Origin of the sequence: Xanthomonas sp. NCPPB 2866, assembly GCF_041475745.2 — a bacterium.
GTDB lineage: Bacteria > Pseudomonadota > Gammaproteobacteria > Xanthomonadales > Xanthomonadaceae > Xanthomonas > Xanthomonas arboricola.
Map to the genome: position 1 here is coordinate 1,902,250 of NZ_CM192975.1, position 18,247 is coordinate 1,920,496.

At 60.0% G+C, this 18,247-nt stretch carries 15 protein-coding genes; 6 read left to right on the forward strand and 9 right to left on the reverse strand.

The genetic code is table 11. The features are described from left to right. Positions 1–82: 82 nt before the first annotated feature. Positions 83–1,075 carry a YncE family protein gene (locus ACCQ04_RS08240; RefSeq protein WP_372358729.1) on the forward strand — a complete coding sequence of 331 codons (993 nt, stop codon included), beginning with the start codon at positions 83–85 and terminating at the stop codon, positions 1,073–1,075. Between the two features lie 95 nt (positions 1,076–1,170). Here ACCQ04_RS08240 and ACCQ04_RS08245 read toward each other — a convergent pair whose 3' ends face one another. Then, complete coding sequence (locus ACCQ04_RS08245) at positions 1,171–1,635, reverse strand: hypothetical protein (RefSeq protein WP_372358730.1); 465 nt, start codon at positions 1,633–1,635, stop codon at positions 1,171–1,173. Between the two features lie 100 nt (positions 1,636–1,735). Between ACCQ04_RS08245 and mobQ the strand changes: the two genes are divergently transcribed. Beyond that, positions 1,736–3,328, forward strand: a complete 1,593-nt coding sequence (gene mobQ / locus ACCQ04_RS08250) for a MobQ family relaxase (protein ID WP_372358731.1) — start codon at positions 1,736–1,738, stop codon at positions 3,326–3,328. 44 nt (positions 3,329–3,372) lie between these two features. Here mobQ and ACCQ04_RS08255 read toward each other — a convergent pair whose 3' ends face one another. From ACCQ04_RS08255 to ACCQ04_RS08270, 4 genes are all read right to left on the reverse strand, one after another. Further along, positions 3,373–3,738 carry a hypothetical protein gene (locus ACCQ04_RS08255; protein ID WP_115676719.1) on the reverse strand — a complete coding sequence of 122 codons (366 nt, stop codon included), beginning with the start codon at positions 3,736–3,738 and terminating at the stop codon, positions 3,373–3,375. A 208-nt stretch (positions 3,739–3,946) separates the two neighbouring features. After that, positions 3,947–4,744, reverse strand: coding sequence for an NYN domain-containing protein (locus ACCQ04_RS08260; protein WP_372358732.1), 798 nt, complete (start codon positions 4,742–4,744; stop codon positions 3,947–3,949). Positions 4,745–4,756: 12 nt separating this feature from the next. Then, a complete protein-coding gene (locus ACCQ04_RS08265; protein WP_372358733.1) occupies positions 4,757–6,367 on the reverse strand; it encodes a restriction endonuclease in 1,611 nt (536 codons plus the stop codon). A 76-nt stretch (positions 6,368–6,443) separates the two neighbouring features. Beyond that, positions 6,444–9,713, reverse strand: a complete 3,270-nt coding sequence (locus ACCQ04_RS08270; protein WP_372358776.1) for a DEAD/DEAH box helicase — start codon at positions 9,711–9,713, stop codon at positions 6,444–6,446. 784 nt (positions 9,714–10,497) lie between these two features. On the opposite strand from ACCQ04_RS08270, the gene ACCQ04_RS08275 reads away from it, so the two are divergent. From ACCQ04_RS08275 to ACCQ04_RS08285, 3 genes are all read left to right on the forward strand, one after another. Further along, a complete protein-coding gene (locus ACCQ04_RS08275; protein ID WP_226426457.1) occupies positions 10,498–11,244 on the forward strand; it encodes a hypothetical protein in 747 nt (248 codons plus the stop codon). A 393-nt stretch (positions 11,245–11,637) separates the two neighbouring features. Further along, positions 11,638–12,714: a catalase family protein gene (locus ACCQ04_RS08280; protein WP_184380119.1), complete on the forward strand. Its 1,077-nt coding sequence runs from the start codon at positions 11,638–11,640 to the stop codon at positions 12,712–12,714. Positions 12,715–13,022: 308 nt separating this feature from the next. Beyond that, positions 13,023–14,816 (forward strand): methyl-accepting chemotaxis protein, encoded by a 1,794-nt coding sequence (locus tag ACCQ04_RS08285; protein ID WP_154831792.1) that lies wholly within the window; start codon positions 13,023–13,025, stop codon positions 14,814–14,816. Between the two features lie 137 nt (positions 14,817–14,953). On the opposite strand, the gene ACCQ04_RS08290 is transcribed toward ACCQ04_RS08285, so the two are convergent. After that, positions 14,954–15,328 carry a nuclear transport factor 2 family protein gene (locus tag ACCQ04_RS08290; RefSeq protein WP_226426456.1) on the reverse strand — a complete coding sequence of 125 codons (375 nt, stop codon included), beginning with the start codon at positions 15,326–15,328 and terminating at the stop codon, positions 14,954–14,956. Positions 15,329–15,443: 115 nt separating this feature from the next. Further along, on the reverse strand, positions 15,444–15,995 hold the full coding sequence (locus ACCQ04_RS08295; RefSeq protein ID WP_226427115.1) for a CPBP family intramembrane glutamic endopeptidase: 552 nt from the start codon (positions 15,993–15,995) through the stop codon (positions 15,444–15,446). A gap of 359 nt (positions 15,996–16,354) precedes the next feature. Between ACCQ04_RS08295 and ACCQ04_RS08300 the strand changes: the two genes are divergently transcribed. After that, positions 16,355–17,101 carry a hypothetical protein gene (locus ACCQ04_RS08300; RefSeq protein WP_372358734.1) on the forward strand — a complete coding sequence of 249 codons (747 nt, stop codon included), beginning with the start codon at positions 16,355–16,357 and terminating at the stop codon, positions 17,099–17,101. A gap of 234 nt (positions 17,102–17,335) precedes the next feature. Here ACCQ04_RS08300 and ACCQ04_RS08305 read toward each other — a convergent pair whose 3' ends face one another. Beyond that, positions 17,336–17,590: a carboxymuconolactone decarboxylase family protein gene (locus ACCQ04_RS08305; RefSeq protein ID WP_209271846.1), complete on the reverse strand. Its 255-nt coding sequence runs from the start codon at positions 17,588–17,590 to the stop codon at positions 17,336–17,338. Between the two features lie 205 nt (positions 17,591–17,795). Next, entirely contained in the window at positions 17,796–18,200 is a 405-nt protein-coding gene (locus ACCQ04_RS08310) for a hypothetical protein (protein ID WP_372358735.1), read from the reverse strand. Between the last annotated feature and the right edge of the window lie 47 nt (positions 18,201–18,247).

The following is an 18,247-nucleotide window of genomic DNA, read 5'->3' on the forward strand; positions in this document are numbered from 1 at the left end:
CCATGGGCCAGAGTAGTGAGGTCCAGCAGATTGCTGCGATGAGAACGATCACGCGCGCAGTCGCGCAGAACCGGAGGATGCGATGAACCTGTTACAAAAAACGATTGTCGGCTTGGTTTTCGGCGGCGCGATGGCTGTATCGCTGGGCACCCAAGCGGCCGAGGAACGGTGGACCTTTGACGGCGATATCCGCAACAACTCGCTTGCTGTCAGCCCGGATGAGGCGACGGCCGTGGTGTCCTACAGTCAGCGCCCGGAAATCGTGGTGTATGACCTCAAGGCGGGAAAGTCCAAGCGGGTTTTATCGGGTTACGTCACGCCCCGAAACATCGTGTTCTCACCGAACGGCGCGTTCTTTTACGTCTCCGATAGCAGCTTGGGCGTGGTGCGCAAAATCGATAGTCAGACGCTTAAAACGGTTGCCGACCTTCCGTTGGGTGCCGGGGCCTTCGGCACTACGCTCAGCAAGGATGGACGCTTTTTGTATGTCAACAACGAAGCGGCCAGCACGGTTTCGGTGTTCGACTTGAACAGCGATCGCCCGGTGGCGGTAGTGACTGGCTTCTCGCAGCCTCGCCAGGGCATCCGTATCAGCCCAGATGGTGCAACGGCTTACGTCACCAATTTTAAGGGCGACAAGATCAGCTTGCTGGACACAAAGACCAATACGATTCAAGGCGAAATCACCGGCTTCAACAAACTGCGGGCGATTTCCATATCGTCGGACGGCAAAACGCTGTATGCCGCCAACAGCGGCAGCAACACCGTGGCTGTGGTCGACACGGCCAAGCGTTCGATCACCACCACTATTGCCGTGGGGAAGGACCCTTACGGCGCAGCGCTCACGCCCGATGGCAAGCACGTGTATTCGGGGAACATGGCGGACAATACCTTGTCGGTCATCGACACGCAGACGCTGAAAGTGACTGGAACGATTTCGGGCTTCAAAGCCCCAAGGCAGGCCATTGTCTTCAGCAAGGACCTAAAGAAGGCGTATGTCCTTAACGAGGATCTGAGCCTTTCGGCCGTCGACTTGGCAACGAACAAGGTGAGCAAAACACTGACAGCCGATTGAGGAGCACAGCGTTTGCGGGAAGAGGGCGGCGCTGTGCCGTCCGCCTTTTTCCCACCGTCGTCTCCCGTTTCTTGAATTGCCAGATCGTGAGCCCTTTAAGTGCTTGGTAATGCGGCTCGCGCGGCACCTCGCAAACGAGCGGCTTGCCTGACACTGGGTTCTTTGCGGGCGTCCAGGTGTTGGAGCAACGCTCCTGCTAACTCGTCGTCGTCCAGCACATGGGCGTCAACTGAGAAGACCAAGTCGGCCACATTCTGCCGCCGCTTCGCTTTTTCTCGCCTCGCGGTTTGCTTGGCCTTCAACTCCGTGCGCTGGTTGGCTAAAAGCTCCTTCGCTTGCAGTTGGGCTAACTGCTTTGTGGCTCGGGCAATGCGGTCGTGGTAGTGGCTTGTGGCAGTCATGCGTTTCTCCAATGATTCCGTCTTTGAGTCAATCACGGAAAAGCACCTAGTCAAGTTTATGCGGGTTCGAAAATTGCCAGCACTCAAAAGTTGTTCGATGCTGAAAAACAGTGCGTAAAAGAAAGAAGCAAGAGCGCACTGATGCAATGTCTGCGACATAGCGCGCGCCAGGTGCTACGCCCCCGGACCCCCAAGCGCTCCGCGCTTGCGCAAACCAAAAGCCACGGCATAAAGAGAGCAACCTCATCTGGAGCTCTGCATGGCCATCTACCACTCTCGCGTCAAAGTTTTTAGTCGTTCCCGCGGCGACTCTGCTGTGGCCGCAGCCGCTTATCGGGCTGGCCTGCTACTTATCGATCACCTCACTGGCCAGCGCCACGACTACCGCCGCCGCGGTGGAGTGGTGGCGTCCGAATGCCTTGCTCCCCAGGATGCGCCGGCGTGGGCCCTTGTCCCGGCCGAGCTCTGGCAAAAGGCCGAGGCGGCGGAAAACCGCAAGAATTCGGTGGTGGCACGCGAGTTCGAGGTCGCCTTGCCCCACGAGCTCAACGACGAGCAGCGGTCCGTGCTCGCCACGGCCATCGGCCAAGCCCTGGTCGCCCGCTACGGATTTGCTGTGCAAGCCAGCATCCACTCGCCGGGCTCCCGTGACGGTCTGAACCATCACGTTCACCTTCTCGCCACCACGCGCAGGCTGGCCCCCGAAGGCTTTACCGAGAAAACGAGGGAGCTGGACGGCGGAGCGTCGGGGAAGATTGAGATCGAGTGGATCCGCCAAACCATTGCATCCACCATCAACGAGCACTTGGCCGCTGCCGGCATCGATGCCCGGGTCGACCATCGCCGCCTTGAAGTCCAGGCTGAAGACGCCCTGGCTCGCGGCGACTGGGCCGAAGCCATGGTGCTGTCCCGGCAGCCCACGAAACACGTGGGCAAGACAGCCACGGCATTGGCGCGCAAAGGCGTCATGACCGACCGTGCCGCCGAGAACGCGCGCATCATTCGAGAGAACGAGGAAGCCTTTGAACAGTTGCTCGCTCAAGCCGAGCAGGAGGGCAGGGCAATTCCAAACTCTATTGGCCATAGCCACGACCAAGCGCAGCGCGACCGTCGACGCCGGGTTGGCTCCACGAACGACCTTCAAACCGCTGTGCCCGGGTTGGAAATCCATGGGCTCCGTGGCATGCGCCTCTCTGATGCTTTAGGCCGGCGTGCGGAAGATACCCAGGTGCGACCGCTACGCCCTATCAGTGAGCTTGTCGGTGAGGCGGCTCGGGACCTGGCGGAGATCTTCTCGACCCGGCCCGACCTGGCGTTGACCGCCACCCAGCGCTTGGTGGGGCAATGGACCGCGCATGCGTCTACCCTTCTCGAAAGTATCGATTTGCGCAGGTGGCTCAACGGCCTGGTTGAACGACTCGGCCGTCTGAAACGGAGCGTGCTCAAGTTTGCCCAGCGGACCAGCTCCTTGGGTCGTGCCGAGAAGCTCTTCCACCTGGCCGAACAGGCGTGGGAGCAGTTCAACGGCGACCACCCTCGTCCCGATGGCGAGTGGGCCTCTCAAGAATGGGAAAAGCGGCGGGGAAGGCGGTTGGCCGTCTTGGAGAAGCGCACAGCTGAACTGGGGGCAGCTCAGGCAGCCGTCTCAGAGCAGCAGTGGAACGACGACGAGAACGAGATTGAGAACCGCGCCGCTCAGGTGGAACAGTGGAGCGAAGCGATGCTCGCAAGTCCAAAGCCTGAAATCGTTTATGGCTCTGTTGCATCTATCGACGCTGCTCCTGCTTTGCCCAAGCCCTCCCCAACGCCGACGCCAGCGCCACGACCAACAAGCCGGCGCCCGCGGCCCTGATGGATATCGAAAGCCCCGCATCTGCGGGGCTTTCTTCATTGGCCTTAATGCCGGGGGCGAGGGCGCAGGTCTATGCGTTCAATCCCAATGGGCTCCTTGGGGCGGGGGACATTGTCCTTTTCCTTGTTCTTCTTGCGCGTCTCCCGCCATTCTTCGACGGACGCCGGCATGGTCGGCACGATGCTGCGATCAACGGCCGCTCGTTTGACCAGGATGGGTTGAGAAGGTGCCATGGCTGAGACCTGGGTTTGACTGGCTGGCCCTGGCCCGCCGAGCCTCAGCAGCTCGGCGGCCAAATCCAGTGAGTATTGGATGTCCTCGACTTGGTTAGGGGGAAGGCGTGTGGTGTGTTGCTGGAGGAGGTGGCCGAGCAAGCGACTGGCGACTTGGATTTGCGTTTGGTGGTGCATGGGTGCTCCTGTGTTGGGTAAGCCCTCATCCAACCAAGAAACGGTGCTTACGCAAGAGCTCGCTTGTGGCTGCATTTCACAAATTTGAATACGCGAAGAAATTCGATGGCAGTTATGCCATTTGACGAATAGGAAAGATTTCAACTGGGTCGGCGTCCCCGATTTGTCGTTTGTAGAAGCACATGGTCCGCTGAGGCAGCGGGAGCAATCACGCCGTATCGGCGGGTTCTGGCTTGTGCGCGATACTGACCGACCAGCCGCCGGTCTCCTCCCGTTGCGTGGTCAGCAGGTCGTAGGTTTTGACCATATTGAGCAACCCCGAATGGCCATAGAGGTTGGGTGAGAAGGACGGGTCAGTGCGTTTGAGGTATTGGCCCAGTGCTCCCAATCCAACCTTGCCTTCAGAGGTGTCTCCCGTCAGCAGGGTGACGGCTTCAACCAAGAACCGAGGGCGGCGCTTGGGTAGCGGCTTGGCTTCAGCACGGGGCGCTTCTTCTTTCGCCGCCTCCGATTTCAGGACAGGAAGTTCATTGCCCTGGACTTCGGGTGCTGCCGCTTCCTTGGCCTTCCGGTCCCATTCGAAGAACTGGTCGCAGGCGTTGCGCAAAGCATCCGGGGTCTTGGGCTCGCCCACGATGAAGACCGTCGCTCCACGCTCCCGGAGCTTGCGGCAAAGGTAAGAAAAGTCCGAGTCGCTGGTGACCAGGCAGAAGGTGTCGGCTCGGTGATCGAACAACGCCTCCAAGGCGTCGAGCGCCAAAGCGATGTCGGCCGTGTTCTTGCCGGAGGCGTATTGGTATTGAAGGCACGGGGTGAACGCCTGGCGGACCAGGACTTCCTGCCACTTGCTAGCGAGGGTGTTGTGGTTGCCATACCCACGGCGCAGCACGACCCGGCCGAACTGGGCGACCATGAGCAACGCGTGCTCGACGATGTCGGTCGGCACGTTGTCGCAGTCGACCAATACAGCCACGCGGGATTCGTGCGGGAGGTTTGAGTTGCTCATGTTTGCGCGTCCCTAGGAAGCAATCCGAGCATCCATACCGGTATGCTCACGTAGCAAATAGAGCAATCCACCGCCGTCTATGAGTTCCAGAGGCTTGTTTTTGACAAAGTTGAAGGCGTCTGGCCCATAGCCACTGGTGCACACCAAGATGCCTTTGCTCGCCCCCTCGTTTTGCATAGTTCCATAGAGATCCCGAACAGCACTAATCCCGACTGTGTCGCGATAACGTTTTGCTTGGATAACTACCTTCCCACCGAGCACCGGTCGAGTATCGAAGGCAACTGCATCCACCCCCCCATCGCGGGAGCTGCGGGTGAGCTTTGTGTCGAGGCCCATCTTCGTAAAAAGATTCGCCACCAGCACCTCAAAATCCCCTGGAGTCAGGTCCAGCAGATTTGGTCGCGATTCGAGCGAGGAGAGCACATCCCCCTGCTCGATGAACCGCTTGTCCACCATGTCGAAGTCGATGATGGGTTTGATTGCCTGGAGCTCGTCTGGACGATTAGAGACCTGGGCGCCTAAGTTTCGGAGGCACGGGATCTTCTCTACACGTTCCAGTCGGAGTTCCAGAAACGCTACCTTTGTTGTGCGAACTGAAACCACAGGAACTCGCAACTCGCGGCCGCTGGCGGGATCGTGGGTGTCGATCAAGCCGTTGAAGGTGACCAGCGATAAGGCGTTTGCTTGATCTGCCTCAAACACCTCGTGCAGGGTTCGAAGCGCAATCGAAGCAATGATGTCTTGATAGAGCGCTTTGATCTCCGCTGGCTTACGGGGCTTGGATTCAATGAGATCCTTCGTCTTAACGTAGCGGTATTCAGCATCTACAGGAATCATTGATATTTCTGGCAAATCGTATTCGATGACAAGCTCGGACGAGTCTTCGCCATAAGCAAGTTTGAAGACCTGAGGGAAGCCCTCGGACGGATATTCTGAGCGTGTCAAAACCATCTCGTTATAGGCCACGATCGCATCTGCATCGTGTGCCATGTAGGCCGATTGGAGAGCATCTATCTCGGCGTCGCGACGTTTGACATCGGCTTCGTAGACTGCTCGTTCCTTTTCGTATTTGGCCTTCAGTCCGGCAACACGATTGCTTTTGGCTCTTTCTTTTTCTTCAAAATCGTTCAGCACGAGCCTATGCGCCGCTGTTGCTTTTGCTACAGCTGCGGCATGGCGACCAGAGGCACCCGGAATGAATTGATAGATGCCCGTGGGGAGCGGAACTGGCTGCATCTCGGGAGGGCGAGCAGGTTGCAGATCCTTTGGTGTCTCGAACCGTTCAAAAGGCTCGACATGCCGAAGGCTTGCAAAGTCGATGGTGTCGTCATGAGACAGCGTATGGGCAAGGATTCCACGCAAGTCCTCCATGCGGTCGGCAAGCTCTGCGTTGAGGTCATCCACCTCTCCCTGGCGGTCATCGAGGTATTCCGCTTTGGCTCGCTTGGCCGATTCTTTTTGTTCACGGTCGAACGCACGTTGATCGCGGACTTGCTGTGCCGCAGCCATGCGAGCATGGCGCTCCAATTGCCTAAAATGCGTTTGACGCATGCGCTCCTGCCGCTTGCGTTCCCTCTCAGCGCTTGCCGCAGCTCGTCCAGCTGCGCGGATGAATCCTTCCAAGCCTGTCCGTGTCCCCATACCTTCCCCCTTGTTTTGTCTGATCCTGAAAGCGTTGCGAATACCATCCTATCGTTGCTCAACGTAGCTTTAGATTCAGCGCACTAAATTTCCCAGCGGCTGACCAAAGTGAGCGATTACCAATCACGTAAACGGCTTCCTTGGCTCGGGTGACTGCGACGTTGAGCAGGTTCGGCGTCGAACCGGCCCATTGCCGGGCGCCATTTTGGCCAGGGTCCGGGGCCCCTAGAACGATGATGACGGCCTCCGCCTCTCTTCCTTGGACAGTGTGGACGGTGCCAATCCGCTCGGATGGCCACTTGGAGGCATTTTCCACCCAGCCTTGCAAGACGCCGTCCTGCTTCACCAGCTCTCGAAGGCCATCTTGAACGGCGACAAAGGGCGTGACGATGTAGAGATCAGGGAGAACCGCGTTGTTTCTCAACGTCCTGAGAAAAAGCAACAGCTGCTGGCCTTCCTCCGGTGAGAACTTGTCTCTCGCACTTCCAAGCACGTCTATCCAATGGGAGTTGCCCAAGACATCTCGAATGCTCGAGCTCTTAGGGGGCTTTGCCTGGACCATCAACCCGCCATAAGCAATTGTGTTGGAAATCTCGAACATCGGCGACGCACACCGACGGTGGACGAGCAGGGGGGATCCCACCGTCCGGAATCCACCGGCCGTATCGAACGTGGCGCAATAGTCGCCAGCCTCGTCGGCCAAGGTTTGAACCGACGCATTTGGGGCTCCGAATTTGTCAGGGTCGGCATCAAACTCGCGAAGGACGGCAGCAGTCAGCACGTCAGGCAGCGGAACGACTGGCTCAACTTGCTGCGGATCGCCCACGACCACTGCTCGCTGACATCGAAGCAGGGCACCTACGACTGCTTGCGGCGTCGCTTGCCCTGCTTCATCCACCAGCAGCCAGCCAAAGGTCTCCTGGGGAAGACGTCCCAACATTCGCTCGACGGAAGCAAACGTTGTTGAAATGACCGGCACGACCAGGAACAAACTGCTCCATAGATGTCCGCTCAAGTGCTGTCGGTCTGGTGGAATGTTGAAGTTTCCTCCGACCAAGGCGTTGATGTTATGGAGAAGGGGCTTTGCTGCTGCGTCGATGAAGGCCCGATGCACTTCCATGGCTGCTTCAAAGACCTCCATTCGAAGCTTCTGTAGCTCGCTGTCCAGCCAGGGCACGGCCAGCTGCTTCTGCTCGTGCGGCAGTGAAAGGAAATGCTCGTCCAGCACTTGAGCTCCAGCGCCGATCTGCACCTCGCGGCACTGCTGCTCCGTCGCTTCGCGTTTCTTGCAGGCCTTTTCGAGTTCCTGTGAAGCAATCGCTGCTTGCTGACCAGCGATCTGGGCCAAACCATCTGCGTTGGATTGGGCTTCTACAGCGACGCCCTTCGCCGTCCTTGCGATGTCAGCCTGATGTTTGAGAGGCCCGTGCCTGACCTCCCAAGATTTGGCGGACTGGACACCAAAAAGACGCTTTAGACTGAAAAAACTCGGTCGTTTTTGCGCATGATAGGACAGCGCGGTCTCACACTGCTGCAGCGCCAAAGTTGCGAATTGTGTATCTCTAACCAAGGCAGCAAGCAGCGACTGTGCCTGGTTGGCATGACTGGATGCCTCCAGATGTTGTTGGCGTTTTTCCTTCTCGTCTTCCCGCAGCTTGGGTAGTTGGATCAAGGCGCGTCGCAAGCTTTCCAGTTGAGACAACCGCGTGGAGCACGCACTGGAGAGTTGCTTGAAATGCTTTCGAGCACGCTCCCAGCGGTCTTGGGCTTCCTTTGGAGTAGATGGCGCACTGCAAAGTTCGGCCAGGCCCTCGGGAGACCCGTCTTCACGCGGTGCGATGCCGCTGACCTGTTTGAGGTAGCGTTCAAGGGAGCGTGGCGAGTCTCCCCAAAATTTCTTTCGGAACGCAGACCGATTGGATGCATTGCCGAGGACCGCTGTCATCAACCCCCATGCCTCGCGGTCCAATAGATCAGAAGCCAACGGCGCGAAATAGCGCAGGAGGGAGTCGCCGGGAATCGCTTGCATCGATGGCATTTCTGCACTGACGTTCTCGACGGCCTTGTTGTTCGAGCTGGCAACGATCATCTCGAATCCCCGCAAGCTGGCATCCAGCGCGTGAAGCTCCTGGGTCTCTCCCTTGGCCCTCTTTGTCCAACCGACTTTAAAAGCTTGGGTCGGGTCGGTGAACGCGCACATGGCTGTGGCTCGGCGAGTCAGCAAATCCGCCACAATGTCACGCAGCAGGGTGCTTTTTCCCGTCCCAGGTGGGCCATTGACGCCTAAAATCCCGGGGCCTCCGGACAAACGCCCCGCCGAGTTGACAGCAGCCTGCTGTAACAGGGCAGGGGTATGCGATGCAGGGGTGGGCCATCGACCCAGCGGCACATCGGCTGGAGCCAACGAAGCTTCCAGGGCGGCATCGTCTTTCAATAAGTCCCGTCGTGCTGCTGGCTTCTGGCTGCCCAGATAGAGAGACAACGCTTTGGGGAGTTCGCCCTTGTTGGCGATCTCTCGTGCCTTGGCCAAGTCGCGCAGGTAAAAGCTATTGAGAAGAAGCGGATCTGGAACAATCCGCAACGTGTAGTAGAGGTAATGGGCGACAGCGAATGTCGGGCCGCTTACTTGGTGTCCGGATAACCCAAGGGTGTCTACCAGCCAGGAAGAGGCGCGTTGTAGCGCTTCCCACGTCAGTGGAACTGGGGTCTCTGTTGATGAAACGCCCAACTGCTTGGTGAGGCCTTCGATCAGCCGCGGTTCTTGTTGGGTCCAGGCAGCCAGATCCTTGAGCGACCCTCCCAGGGCGACAGGCAAGCCCCATCCGAACGCGGACAGCGAGATGGGTGCCTCTCCAGCAAGGATTCCTTCCTTGTCCACAAGCAACGAGGCAAGAACAACGTCACCTTTAACGCTCGGGCGTTCAAGACGGGAGTCTTTGAAGCGGTCGATCAATGCAGCGAAAGCGGGCGCGGCAGGAATGGTTGCCAAAACGATGTGGAAATAAATCTTCTGCCTGGGGCGCGAGCTCGCAGGCCCTCTGTCCCAAGGCAGGCGGCCATCGCTGATAGAAACAATGGCTCGGTCCCCCTTCGCCAGGTCGGTAGGGCGGTCATACGTCTGCAGTGACAGCACCTCCAGTGCAGACCACGCAGCAAGCACATCCTTGGGGCGATTGGCATAAATTTTGGGGCGGTGTGCTGAGTCAGGCGGAGCCACGGGTGGAGACCAGAGCCTGTCCCTATCTCCGGTGAAACCTTCGGCCTGCGATGGTGGTGCAGGACGTTCTTGCTCAGCTTCCGGGCTCAAGCGAGCCAAGGTCTGCATCACCTCGACCTCCAACTCTTTTGCCCGTGCAGTTCTTCTAAACCCTAGTTCGGTCGCAATGGCGAGCAATACCGGGGAGGCATTCTGGGAAGTGGAAAACAGTTCCTCGAGCTGATCGATGGAGCTGGAAAGATAGGGACGGCTCATCCTTGACTCGGTGGTGATTTGGCTTCGGTCCAGTTTACGCAGAGGAGCGGTGCCAGCGTCGATCCACCTCACAGGCAAGCGGGCGCTAGCAATCGAGTCAAGCCCGGCGTTATGATCGAGGAAACATTGACAGGAAACCTGCCGAGCACGCTTTCTGCAACAGATTGAATGGGTTAAGTCGGACGTGATCCGATCCCACTCTCTCCGCCATATGTCGCTGCAGAGCACAAAGGCGCCCGCTTTTTTCAAGACCCGCCGATTCGTCCCATCTCCTGTCCGGTACTTGGCCCCGCGGTCCGTTCGTCATCGCGGTCACTGAGTTGTCGAGCCGTGGACAGCCGGAGGGTTTCTTCATGGCACTGCGGTGTGTTGATGCCTGCTCGCGTGTGTTGGGGCTTGAAGTGTGTGTCATCCGATCGCCGGGCGGCGATCAGCGACGTTCATGCCCATCGTATGAATCAGGCGCGGGGCAGCCGCCAACCGATATGGCCAACGCGTGTGCAAATCTCTGCCGTCTGTCTCGGCGCAGCAGCTGATTTATGGCCATCATCTGCTCGCCGTCCCCGCGAGCGCTGCGGCCGTTGCTGGGTAGCGCCGGGACGGCCTTTTCATTCGGTCAAATTGGCCATGGGGGCTTCCAATGTCTGCTCGACATCATCGTCTGCGTCGCATCTTTCGCATGATTTTGGCGCTTCCGCTTTGCCTGGTGCTGCCTGCAGCACCGGCTGCTGCGGCTGACAGCATTCCGCCTGGGGATTGGCGCGGAATCCTGTCCACCCGCGGCGGCACCGGGCCGGTTTATGTCGTTCTGAGAGCGCGTGCAGCAGGAGCCGATGGCATGCAGGGTGCGGAGCTGCGATTCGGGCCCCCGTTCAATTGCGCACTGGAGCTGCGTGCGCAAGCAGACGATTACGCGCTGCAGTCGCGCAATGGTGGCAAGTTCTGCGATGCGCTCTCCGGCGGGCGTGCCCAGCTCCAGGCAGGGGATGGGATGGCATCAGGCATTCAGCTCACGCTGCTGGGTCGCGAGGCGCCGCTTGTCATTGCCCTGGACCAGAAGGCCGATGCAGCGTTGACCGAAGCAGGGCGCTGGCGCTCAAACGGCCTGACGTCGGCGCAGCTGGACCTGGTGGCGACGGCGGTCCGGCCGGGTGATGTGGTCGGTCGCCTGCGCTATGGCGCTCCTCGGGACTGCCAAGTGGAATTGCGCTATGCCGGGCATGAGGCAGGTGCTTTGACCGCCTGGATCGGTGCCAACGATAGAGGCTACTGCCGGGGGCTCAGCGACAGCCAAGCCAGGATGCAGATGGGTCCGGATGGCAGCGCCGTGCTTTCGCTGCTCTTGCATGGTCAACGCGATATGGTGTCGTTTGAGCGAGTGCCCTGACCTCGGTGCAGGTGCAGGCTGCCAGTGCGACAACACCGCCGTCTTTCAAACGGTGATTACTGTGTGTTGGTGTGCTGATGGGAGTTAGGCCTTGCGGCAGCGAACGAGGAAAAACATCATGGGCGTGGCCTGGCTATAAATTGTTCATGAAATGAGCAAGATCAGCCGCCTGCGAGGACTGCCGCGCGTTTCTCCAACGAAGCGGCAGCTTCGACCAGAAAAGCGAAAGGAATGCCGGGCGTAGGCTGCATCGCCCGTCTATTAGCCATTGCCATTGCAAGGGCAGGCCAGAGTAGGCGTATGGCCCTCGACAAGTGGCTGCCTACGGCTTCGACGGAGCGTAAACAGCGGGTGTAGCACATTGGCCTGACCAGCCATAAAGCCAGGAACCCCATGAACGCGCCCGTCGAATATCGCCCCGATCTGGAAACGCCCAGCGTCAGTGAGCAGGAAACCATTCGTTCGCTGGAAGCGCTGTTCGTCGACATGGCAACGACCGTGGCTGAAAAGGAAGGGCATGCGCACCGCGCAGTCCATGCGAAAGGGCAGGGCCTGTTCACCGCCAGGCTCAGCGTATTCAACGATCTGCCCGAAGAGCTGCGACAAGGCCTGTTCGCAGGGCCTGGGCAATACGATGCTTACATCCGCCTGTCATCGCCACCTGCAGAACAACTGAGCGATGCTGTGTCGACTCCGCGTGCCCTGGCCTTGAAGGTGTTGGGCGTCAGCGGCGAGCGCGTCGAGGGCGGAGACGAGAAGCACAGCCAGGATTTCTTGATGGTCAATGGCCCTTCCTTCACCACCCCCGGTCCCGACGGTTTCTTGCGTAACTTCCGCGTGCTGGCGACGACCACGGAAAAGGCGCCAGGCGCCAAGGCGGCGCTTTCAAAAGTGCTTCGGGGTGTCGAGCACACGCTTGAAAAGATCGGCGGGGGAAGCGGCAGCATCAAGCAGATGGGCGGACAGCCGCAGGTTCATCCGCTGGGCGAGACGTTTTTCTCGCAGGTGCCGTATCTCTACGGGCGTTACATCGCCAAGTTCTCGCTTGCGCCGATATCCAGCAATCTCGTTGAACTCGATGGGCAGGAAGTTGGCGACTCCCCGGATGCGCAGCGCGAGGCCGTTCATCACGCCATCAGCACCCTGGATAGCCCGGCCGAGTGGGAGCTGCGCGTGCAGCTGTGCCGGGACGTGGAAAAGATGCCGGTCGAGGATGCGTCGATAGAATGGCCGCAATCCATCAGCCCCTTTGTGGCAGTCGCGCGCGTGGTGGTCGAGCGCCAGGCCGGTTGGGACGGAGAGAACTCGCAGCAGCTGGAAGACCGCATCGCCTTCTCGCCGTGGCATGCCTTGGCCGCGCACCGGCCGCTGGGCGCCATCAACCGGGCGCGCCGTATCGTGATGGCAGCCTCGCGCCGATTCCGCTCCGAGTTCAATCGCTGCCCGATCCACGAGCCGACTGGCGTCTAGCTGCTCCTGCTGCGTGCACGTGTCGTGCAGCACGCCTGTATCCGGGGGGCCGGAGTGCCCCTGGATCGCAGCTGCCAGGCGAGGATTTTGATCAGTCGTTGAGCGACTGCGTCGACTCGCGTGGCATGCCAGGGTGACCGCCGCTGCGTTTGGCGAGGACTAGCAGACAGCGGACTCGATCCACCGGGACTGCTGCTGTCTAGCTGAATGCTCGACTCACCCAGAGTGATGGATCGGGAAAGGACCATCAAGAACGACCGATCGCTGCCGCTAGGGACGCATCCCCAACGCAAGCAGCAGAGGCCGCTATGTTTTTCTCCGACAGCCACAAGGTGGACGCACTGACCAAGGCGGTTGATGCCACGTTGAAAGGTGGCAGTGCGCAGTGGCCCAATAACGGATCGGCTCTGCTGCTCAAGAAAATGGCCGAGCGTTTGTATGCGGCCCAGCAGGAGCGTGATCTGGCCAAGGCCCAGGCGGAAGACGCGACGACCGCGTTGCGCCATCTGGAGGGCCGTTTCGAGCTGGTCGCCAGTGGTACGACCGACGGGCTCTGGGATATTGGCGTCATCGCCGGCGATCCCAGCCACCCCGACAGCCCGGTGTGGTGGTCGCCGCAGATGCGCCGGCTGCTGGGCTTTGCCTCTGAACAGGATTTTCCCAATGTCCTGGACAGCTGGGTCGCATGCCTGCACCCGGATGACAAGCAGCCGACGCTGGATGCCTTTGCGGCGCACCTTGCCGATCGCAGCGGTCGAACCCCTTACGACGTGGAAAACCGCCTGCGTCTGAAGTCCGGCGAATATCGCTGGTTCCGCGCATTTGGCACTACCGAGCGCGATGCGCAGGGCTTGCCGCTCCGTGTGGCGGGTTCGCTCACCGACATCACCGAGCGTCGCGAGCGCGAGCAGTTCCTCGACATCACGCTGACGCGCTTCGAGCTCGGCTCGCAGATGCTCAGCGACGGCTTGTGGGACATGAGCGTGATCGCGGGTGACCCGATCAATCCGAACAACGAATTCTGGTGGTCGCAGCAGTTCCGCCATCTGCTCGGCTTCGAGTCCGAGCAGGACTTCCCCAACGTGCTCGATAGCTGGGCGTCACGGCTGCACCCGGAAGACAAGGAGCGTTCTTTGAACGCGTTCGCGGCGCATTTGAACGACCGTAGTGGCCGCACCAACTTCGATATCGAGTATCGCCTGCAGCTCAAGAACGGCCAGTACCGCTGGTTCCGCGCACGCGGCCTGACCAAGCGCGCTGCCGATGGCACGCCGTTGCGCGCGGTTGGAGCATTGATGGACGTGGAAGCCGGGCGTCAGCTGGGCGAGGTGGCAAATACGCTCAGCAGTGCGGCAGGTGACATCGTGCGCAGCAACGATGACCTGTCGCGGCGCACGGAGCAGCAGGCGGCGGCGCTCGAGGAGACTGCAAGCTCCATGGAGGAGATGACCAGCATCGTTCGCAAGAACGCCGAAGGTGCGCGTCAGGCCAATTCGCTGGCGAGCAAGGCCGCAGAGACCGCGTTGCATGGCGGTGAGCTGGTCAATGGTGTCGTCAGCACCATGGCGGCAATCCAGGCGTCGTCGCGGAAGATCGGCGAAATCATCACCGTCATCGATGGCATCGCGTTCCAGACCAATATCCTTGCCTTGAACGCGGCCGTGGAAGCGGCGCGGGCTGGCGAGCAGGGACGTGGCTTTGCGGTCGTTGCGTCCGAGGTGCGCAGCCTCGCGCAGCGCTGCACCATGGCGGCCAAGGAGATCCGCGACCTGATCGCCGATTCGGGTGCGAAGGTGGGTCAGGGCGCGGAGCAGGTCAACGTGGCGGGAAAGGCCATGGAAGAACTGCTTTCCTCGGTGCGGCAGGTCAACGACATCATGAGCGGCATTGCCGCGGCCAGTCACGAGCAGAGCGCTGGCATCGAGCAGATCAATCAAACCATCTCGCAGATGGATGCAGCGACCCAGCAAAACTCCGCTCTTGTTGACACCATGGCATCGTCGGCCCGCGCACTTGAGGATCAGGCGACTGCGTTGGTGGAGAGTGTTGCCAACAGCTCACGCAGCGCCTCCGGCAAGACGAAGCTCGCATTGGCTGCATAACGCGTGCAGCCGGTGCCACCCTGTGACCCGGTAATACCGGGAAGCAGGGCGGTGCACTGGAAACCAGAATGCGCTCGATGGCTTTTCTACGCTCGGCCTGAAAAGGCGCCCGGTCTAGACCGATCGCCTGAAATGTTTCATCGGGCAGGTGCGGTGTCGATGCGTGCGCCCGTCGCGAATGAGGCTCTCTGGATTTTTCCGTCGATCACCTCGTAGATGCATAGCATCTCAACAAGGCCGATCCCGTCTGGAAAGTTGCGGGTGATGCGCTCCGCGTCGGCGACGATGTTGCCGACCACGGTCCGCGACAACAGCTGCGCATGCAGGTCCGGCTCCTGAAAGCGGGCCAGAAACCGCTCGCGAAGCATGGCATGCCCCTTGGCCAGCTGTGGTCCGTGCAAGGTGTAATGCTCGGCATCGTCAGCATAGGTGGCCAGCAAGGCGTCGATATCCTTGGCGTTGTAGGCGTCCAGCTGCGCTTGAACGATCGAGAGCAGGCTATCGGTTGTCATGTCTGACAATGCTCGTAGAGAAAGACAAGGCGCTATCGTCCAGCATCTACGGATGACGGGCCAAGGATTTGCTGGCAGTGAGGCACCGAAGCAAGCGGATCCTGGTGGGTGTCTGCTAATACCAACCCAGATACAGCGTCGCAATGCCCCAGGTATCGATCAAGCCATGCGCCAGGATCATCGCCCAGAGGTTGCGTCGTGATCGCAGATAGACATAGCCGAACAACGCGCCGACAAGCCCGGTCAGCAACACCCCCGAGATGCCTTGGGTCAGGTGCATCGCGCCAAACAGGGCTCCCCCTGCCAGTGCCGCCATCACGCGTCCGCCACGATGGCGGCTCAGCAGGTGATCGAGGTGGTGCATCAGGAACGCACGGAAGACCAGTTCCTCGCCAAGCGCCGCGCTGAGCCAGGCGCCGCCTGCCAGGTGGGCTGCCGCGTTGACGTTGCCAAGCAGTGCGCCGTAGCCGCTGTAGTCGGCTTTGGTGCCGGTCAGCGCATCGATCAGCGGTTGCACGAACGGATTGATGACGCCGATGACCAGCGCGAGCAGCAGCAGCGTCCAGCCGAGCAAGGCGCGAGACGGCTGAGGCTTTAATCCGCAGGCACTCAGCGAGCGCGTTTCCAGCCAGACCAAGGCAATCCCTAGAATGCCGACAAGCGGCATCCGCCAGGGAAACTGCACCCAGCGGTAGTGCGCCAGTGCGAGGATGACTGCGATCGCTGCGATGCGTGCCAGAGGATGTCCCAGTGCAGGGATGCCCGGGTGGAGATGTGCGCTTGATGAGCCTTGTTGAAACATGCTGGACGAAGGATCGAGTAGGTCCTCGAACGGTAACCACGGGAGCGACAAGCGTCCTGTGCCAGAGGGCATGGGTTGCTGACTGCGACGAGGGACAGACATGCGCTGTTTCAGGCGCTCGACCGTGATCCGCACATTGAAGTAGGGCCGGCCGATGTCGCCGTGTGCGGTGAAGACGCTGCTGGCAGCGGCTGATTTCAACATTCATCACTGATGGGTTTGCATTGGGTTCAAGCAAGGTCTGCATCAGCACAGCGTTTCAGTTGGCAGCTACTCCACGCTCTCTTTTCATTTTCTGGTGGCGTGGTGGCTGGGGATTCGTTTCAGCTTGGACTGCAAATAGCTCCGAAGTGACGACGTCCTTGGTGCCTTTGCCATGTGGCTTCAGTTGCCTGATCACAGCTTCAGCATTGACTGCCGCGCTCAACGTCGGCTGGCATCGATTATCGACAAGCCAGCGTGGTTTAGTCCTGGCATGTATCTCTTCAAGCGATGGTTCTTCGTTACAGAAACTGCGTTGGCTAATGGTGACCACTGACGTCTGTCATACAAACGCTCTGCTTGAACTCGGCATCACCTTGCTTGTTCAGCTGTGTTCGCGCCGACTGGCAAAACGCACCACCAAGGACATGTGGATCCGGATACGCTATGCGCTTCCCACAGCGTTGTTGAAAGGTATGGAGCAGTTGAACGAACAATGGATGACAGCGGTTGTGGATGCCTTGAGCGACCTGCAGGCAGCAAGGGTGGCTCAGGGCGCGGTGCTTGAGGCCCTGGTTGCTTCGCATCCATCCCCGGTGCTGCTCATGCGCTGTTGGGATCGCCTTTCCTCCTCCTTGGTTGCGACCGTTTCGCAACACAAGGCCTCCTCGACAATGGCAAAGCCGATCGAGGCGTATACGCTTGAGCAGTTGGCAGCGTGGACGGATCGAATGGAGCGCTGTTTTCCCCAGGCCAGAGGGCAATCCTAGCCTGGGCTACTGCAAGGCAGCGCTTGCCATCCCGCTCGATGCACAGCACCTGGCCATCGAGTGCGTAGCGTAGTCATACGCCGCGCCTGGATCAGCGAAGGCAACAATGAGCAGTCGCCAGCAGTGCAGTGTGCTGGCGCCGTACGCTAGCCGGCCGTCAAGCTCCTGTTCTGAGCCTTGGCGGCTATCAGCGTTGCGAGACAGGGCGGGCAGTCTGCATTGACGTGCTGGAGCTTACTGACGCATGCCAATCGCCAAACGATTGAATGCAGCCATCAGCGCGATGGCAAAGCTCAGGTCAGCGATCTCGGCGTCACTGAAATGGGCTTTCAGAAGAGCAAAGTCATCGTCAGGGGCTCGGCTGTTTGCAATATCTGTCAATGACTCGGTCCACCCCAGGGCCACGCGCTCACGTTCGCTGAAATGCGGACTCACCCGCCACCCGGCCAGGCTGTCCAACTCGATGCGCTGCTGGCGCAGGCCGCCCAAGCACACGGACTGCCACTTCAGGCATTGAGCAGGTGGCGAATCCGGCCCTCATCGTCGGGCGGTTTGCTCATGAGATTCTCGAGCTTTGCAACGCAAGAACACGCGTACGCCTCGGTTCAACGGCTACGAGCAGCGCTGGATGACGTGTGGGCGCCTGCAGGGCCTCGCGTCCGTGCTGCATCGCCCCGGGTCTGAAGCACTTTGATCAACGGCCACCCTGAAAGCGAAAGGTGAAGCGCATGTCCGACGTGGAGGCCGTTGCCGAGTCTGCTGGTGGGGCAGTGGCGGCGACCAACGTCAACTGGCCATCGGCCACAGGCACCGGGACGCCAAGTGTGAGATCGATCTGTTTGGACCAGCCGCCACCGAGCACGGTTGCCCTGACGATCAACCGGCCCGCCACGACGCATTGCACCTCGGCCGGGCAACGGCTGTCTTCGATGACGCGGTCGGGACGAACCTTGGGGCCATCGACCGCCGCGATTTCTCCCAGCCGTACCGGGCCTTCGATGGGCTGGCTGGTGATGGACCCAGCTGCCGCGCACGCGGCAAGCCAGGCGACCAGAAGCGTTGCAAGCACCAGCGTGCGGAAGGGGCGTAGACGTTCCATGGCGGCAATCATGCCCGTGTGTTGTGGAGATGCAAGCTGGTGTCTTC

Excerpts from the sequence above, each read along its gene's own strand:
- ACCQ04_RS08295 (WP_226427115.1), bottom strand. The coding sequence starts at position 15,995 with ATGCCGCTTGTCGGCATTCTAGGGATTGCCTTGGTCTGGCTGGAAACG.
- ACCQ04_RS08310 (WP_372358735.1), bottom strand. The coding sequence starts at position 18,200 with ATGGAACGTCTACGCCCCTTCCGCACGCTGGTGCTTGCAACGCTTCTG.
- mobQ (WP_372358731.1), top strand. The coding sequence starts at position 1,736 with ATGGCCATCTACCACTCTCGCGTCAAAGTTTTTAGTCGTTCCCGCGGC.
- ACCQ04_RS08260 (WP_372358732.1), bottom strand. The coding sequence starts at position 4,744 with ATGAGCAACTCAAACCTCCCGCACGAATCCCGCGTGGCTGTATTGGTC.
- ACCQ04_RS08255 (WP_115676719.1), bottom strand. The coding sequence starts at position 3,738 with ATGCACCACCAAACGCAAATCCAAGTCGCCAGTCGCTTGCTCGGCCAC.
- ACCQ04_RS08240 (WP_372358729.1), top strand. The coding sequence starts at position 83 with ATGAACCTGTTACAAAAAACGATTGTCGGCTTGGTTTTCGGCGGCGCG.
- ACCQ04_RS08290 (WP_226426456.1), bottom strand. The coding sequence starts at position 15,328 with ATGACAACCGATAGCCTGCTCTCGATCGTTCAAGCGCAGCTGGACGCC.
- ACCQ04_RS08245 (WP_372358730.1), bottom strand. The coding sequence starts at position 1,635 with ATGTCGCAGACATTGCATCAGTGCGCTCTTGCTTCTTTCTTTTACGCA.
- ACCQ04_RS08280 (WP_184380119.1), top strand. The coding sequence starts at position 11,638 with ATGAACGCGCCCGTCGAATATCGCCCCGATCTGGAAACGCCCAGCGTC.
- ACCQ04_RS08285 (WP_154831792.1), top strand. The coding sequence starts at position 13,023 with ATGTTTTTCTCCGACAGCCACAAGGTGGACGCACTGACCAAGGCGGTT.
- ACCQ04_RS08275 (WP_226426457.1), top strand. The coding sequence starts at position 10,498 with ATGTCTGCTCGACATCATCGTCTGCGTCGCATCTTTCGCATGATTTTG.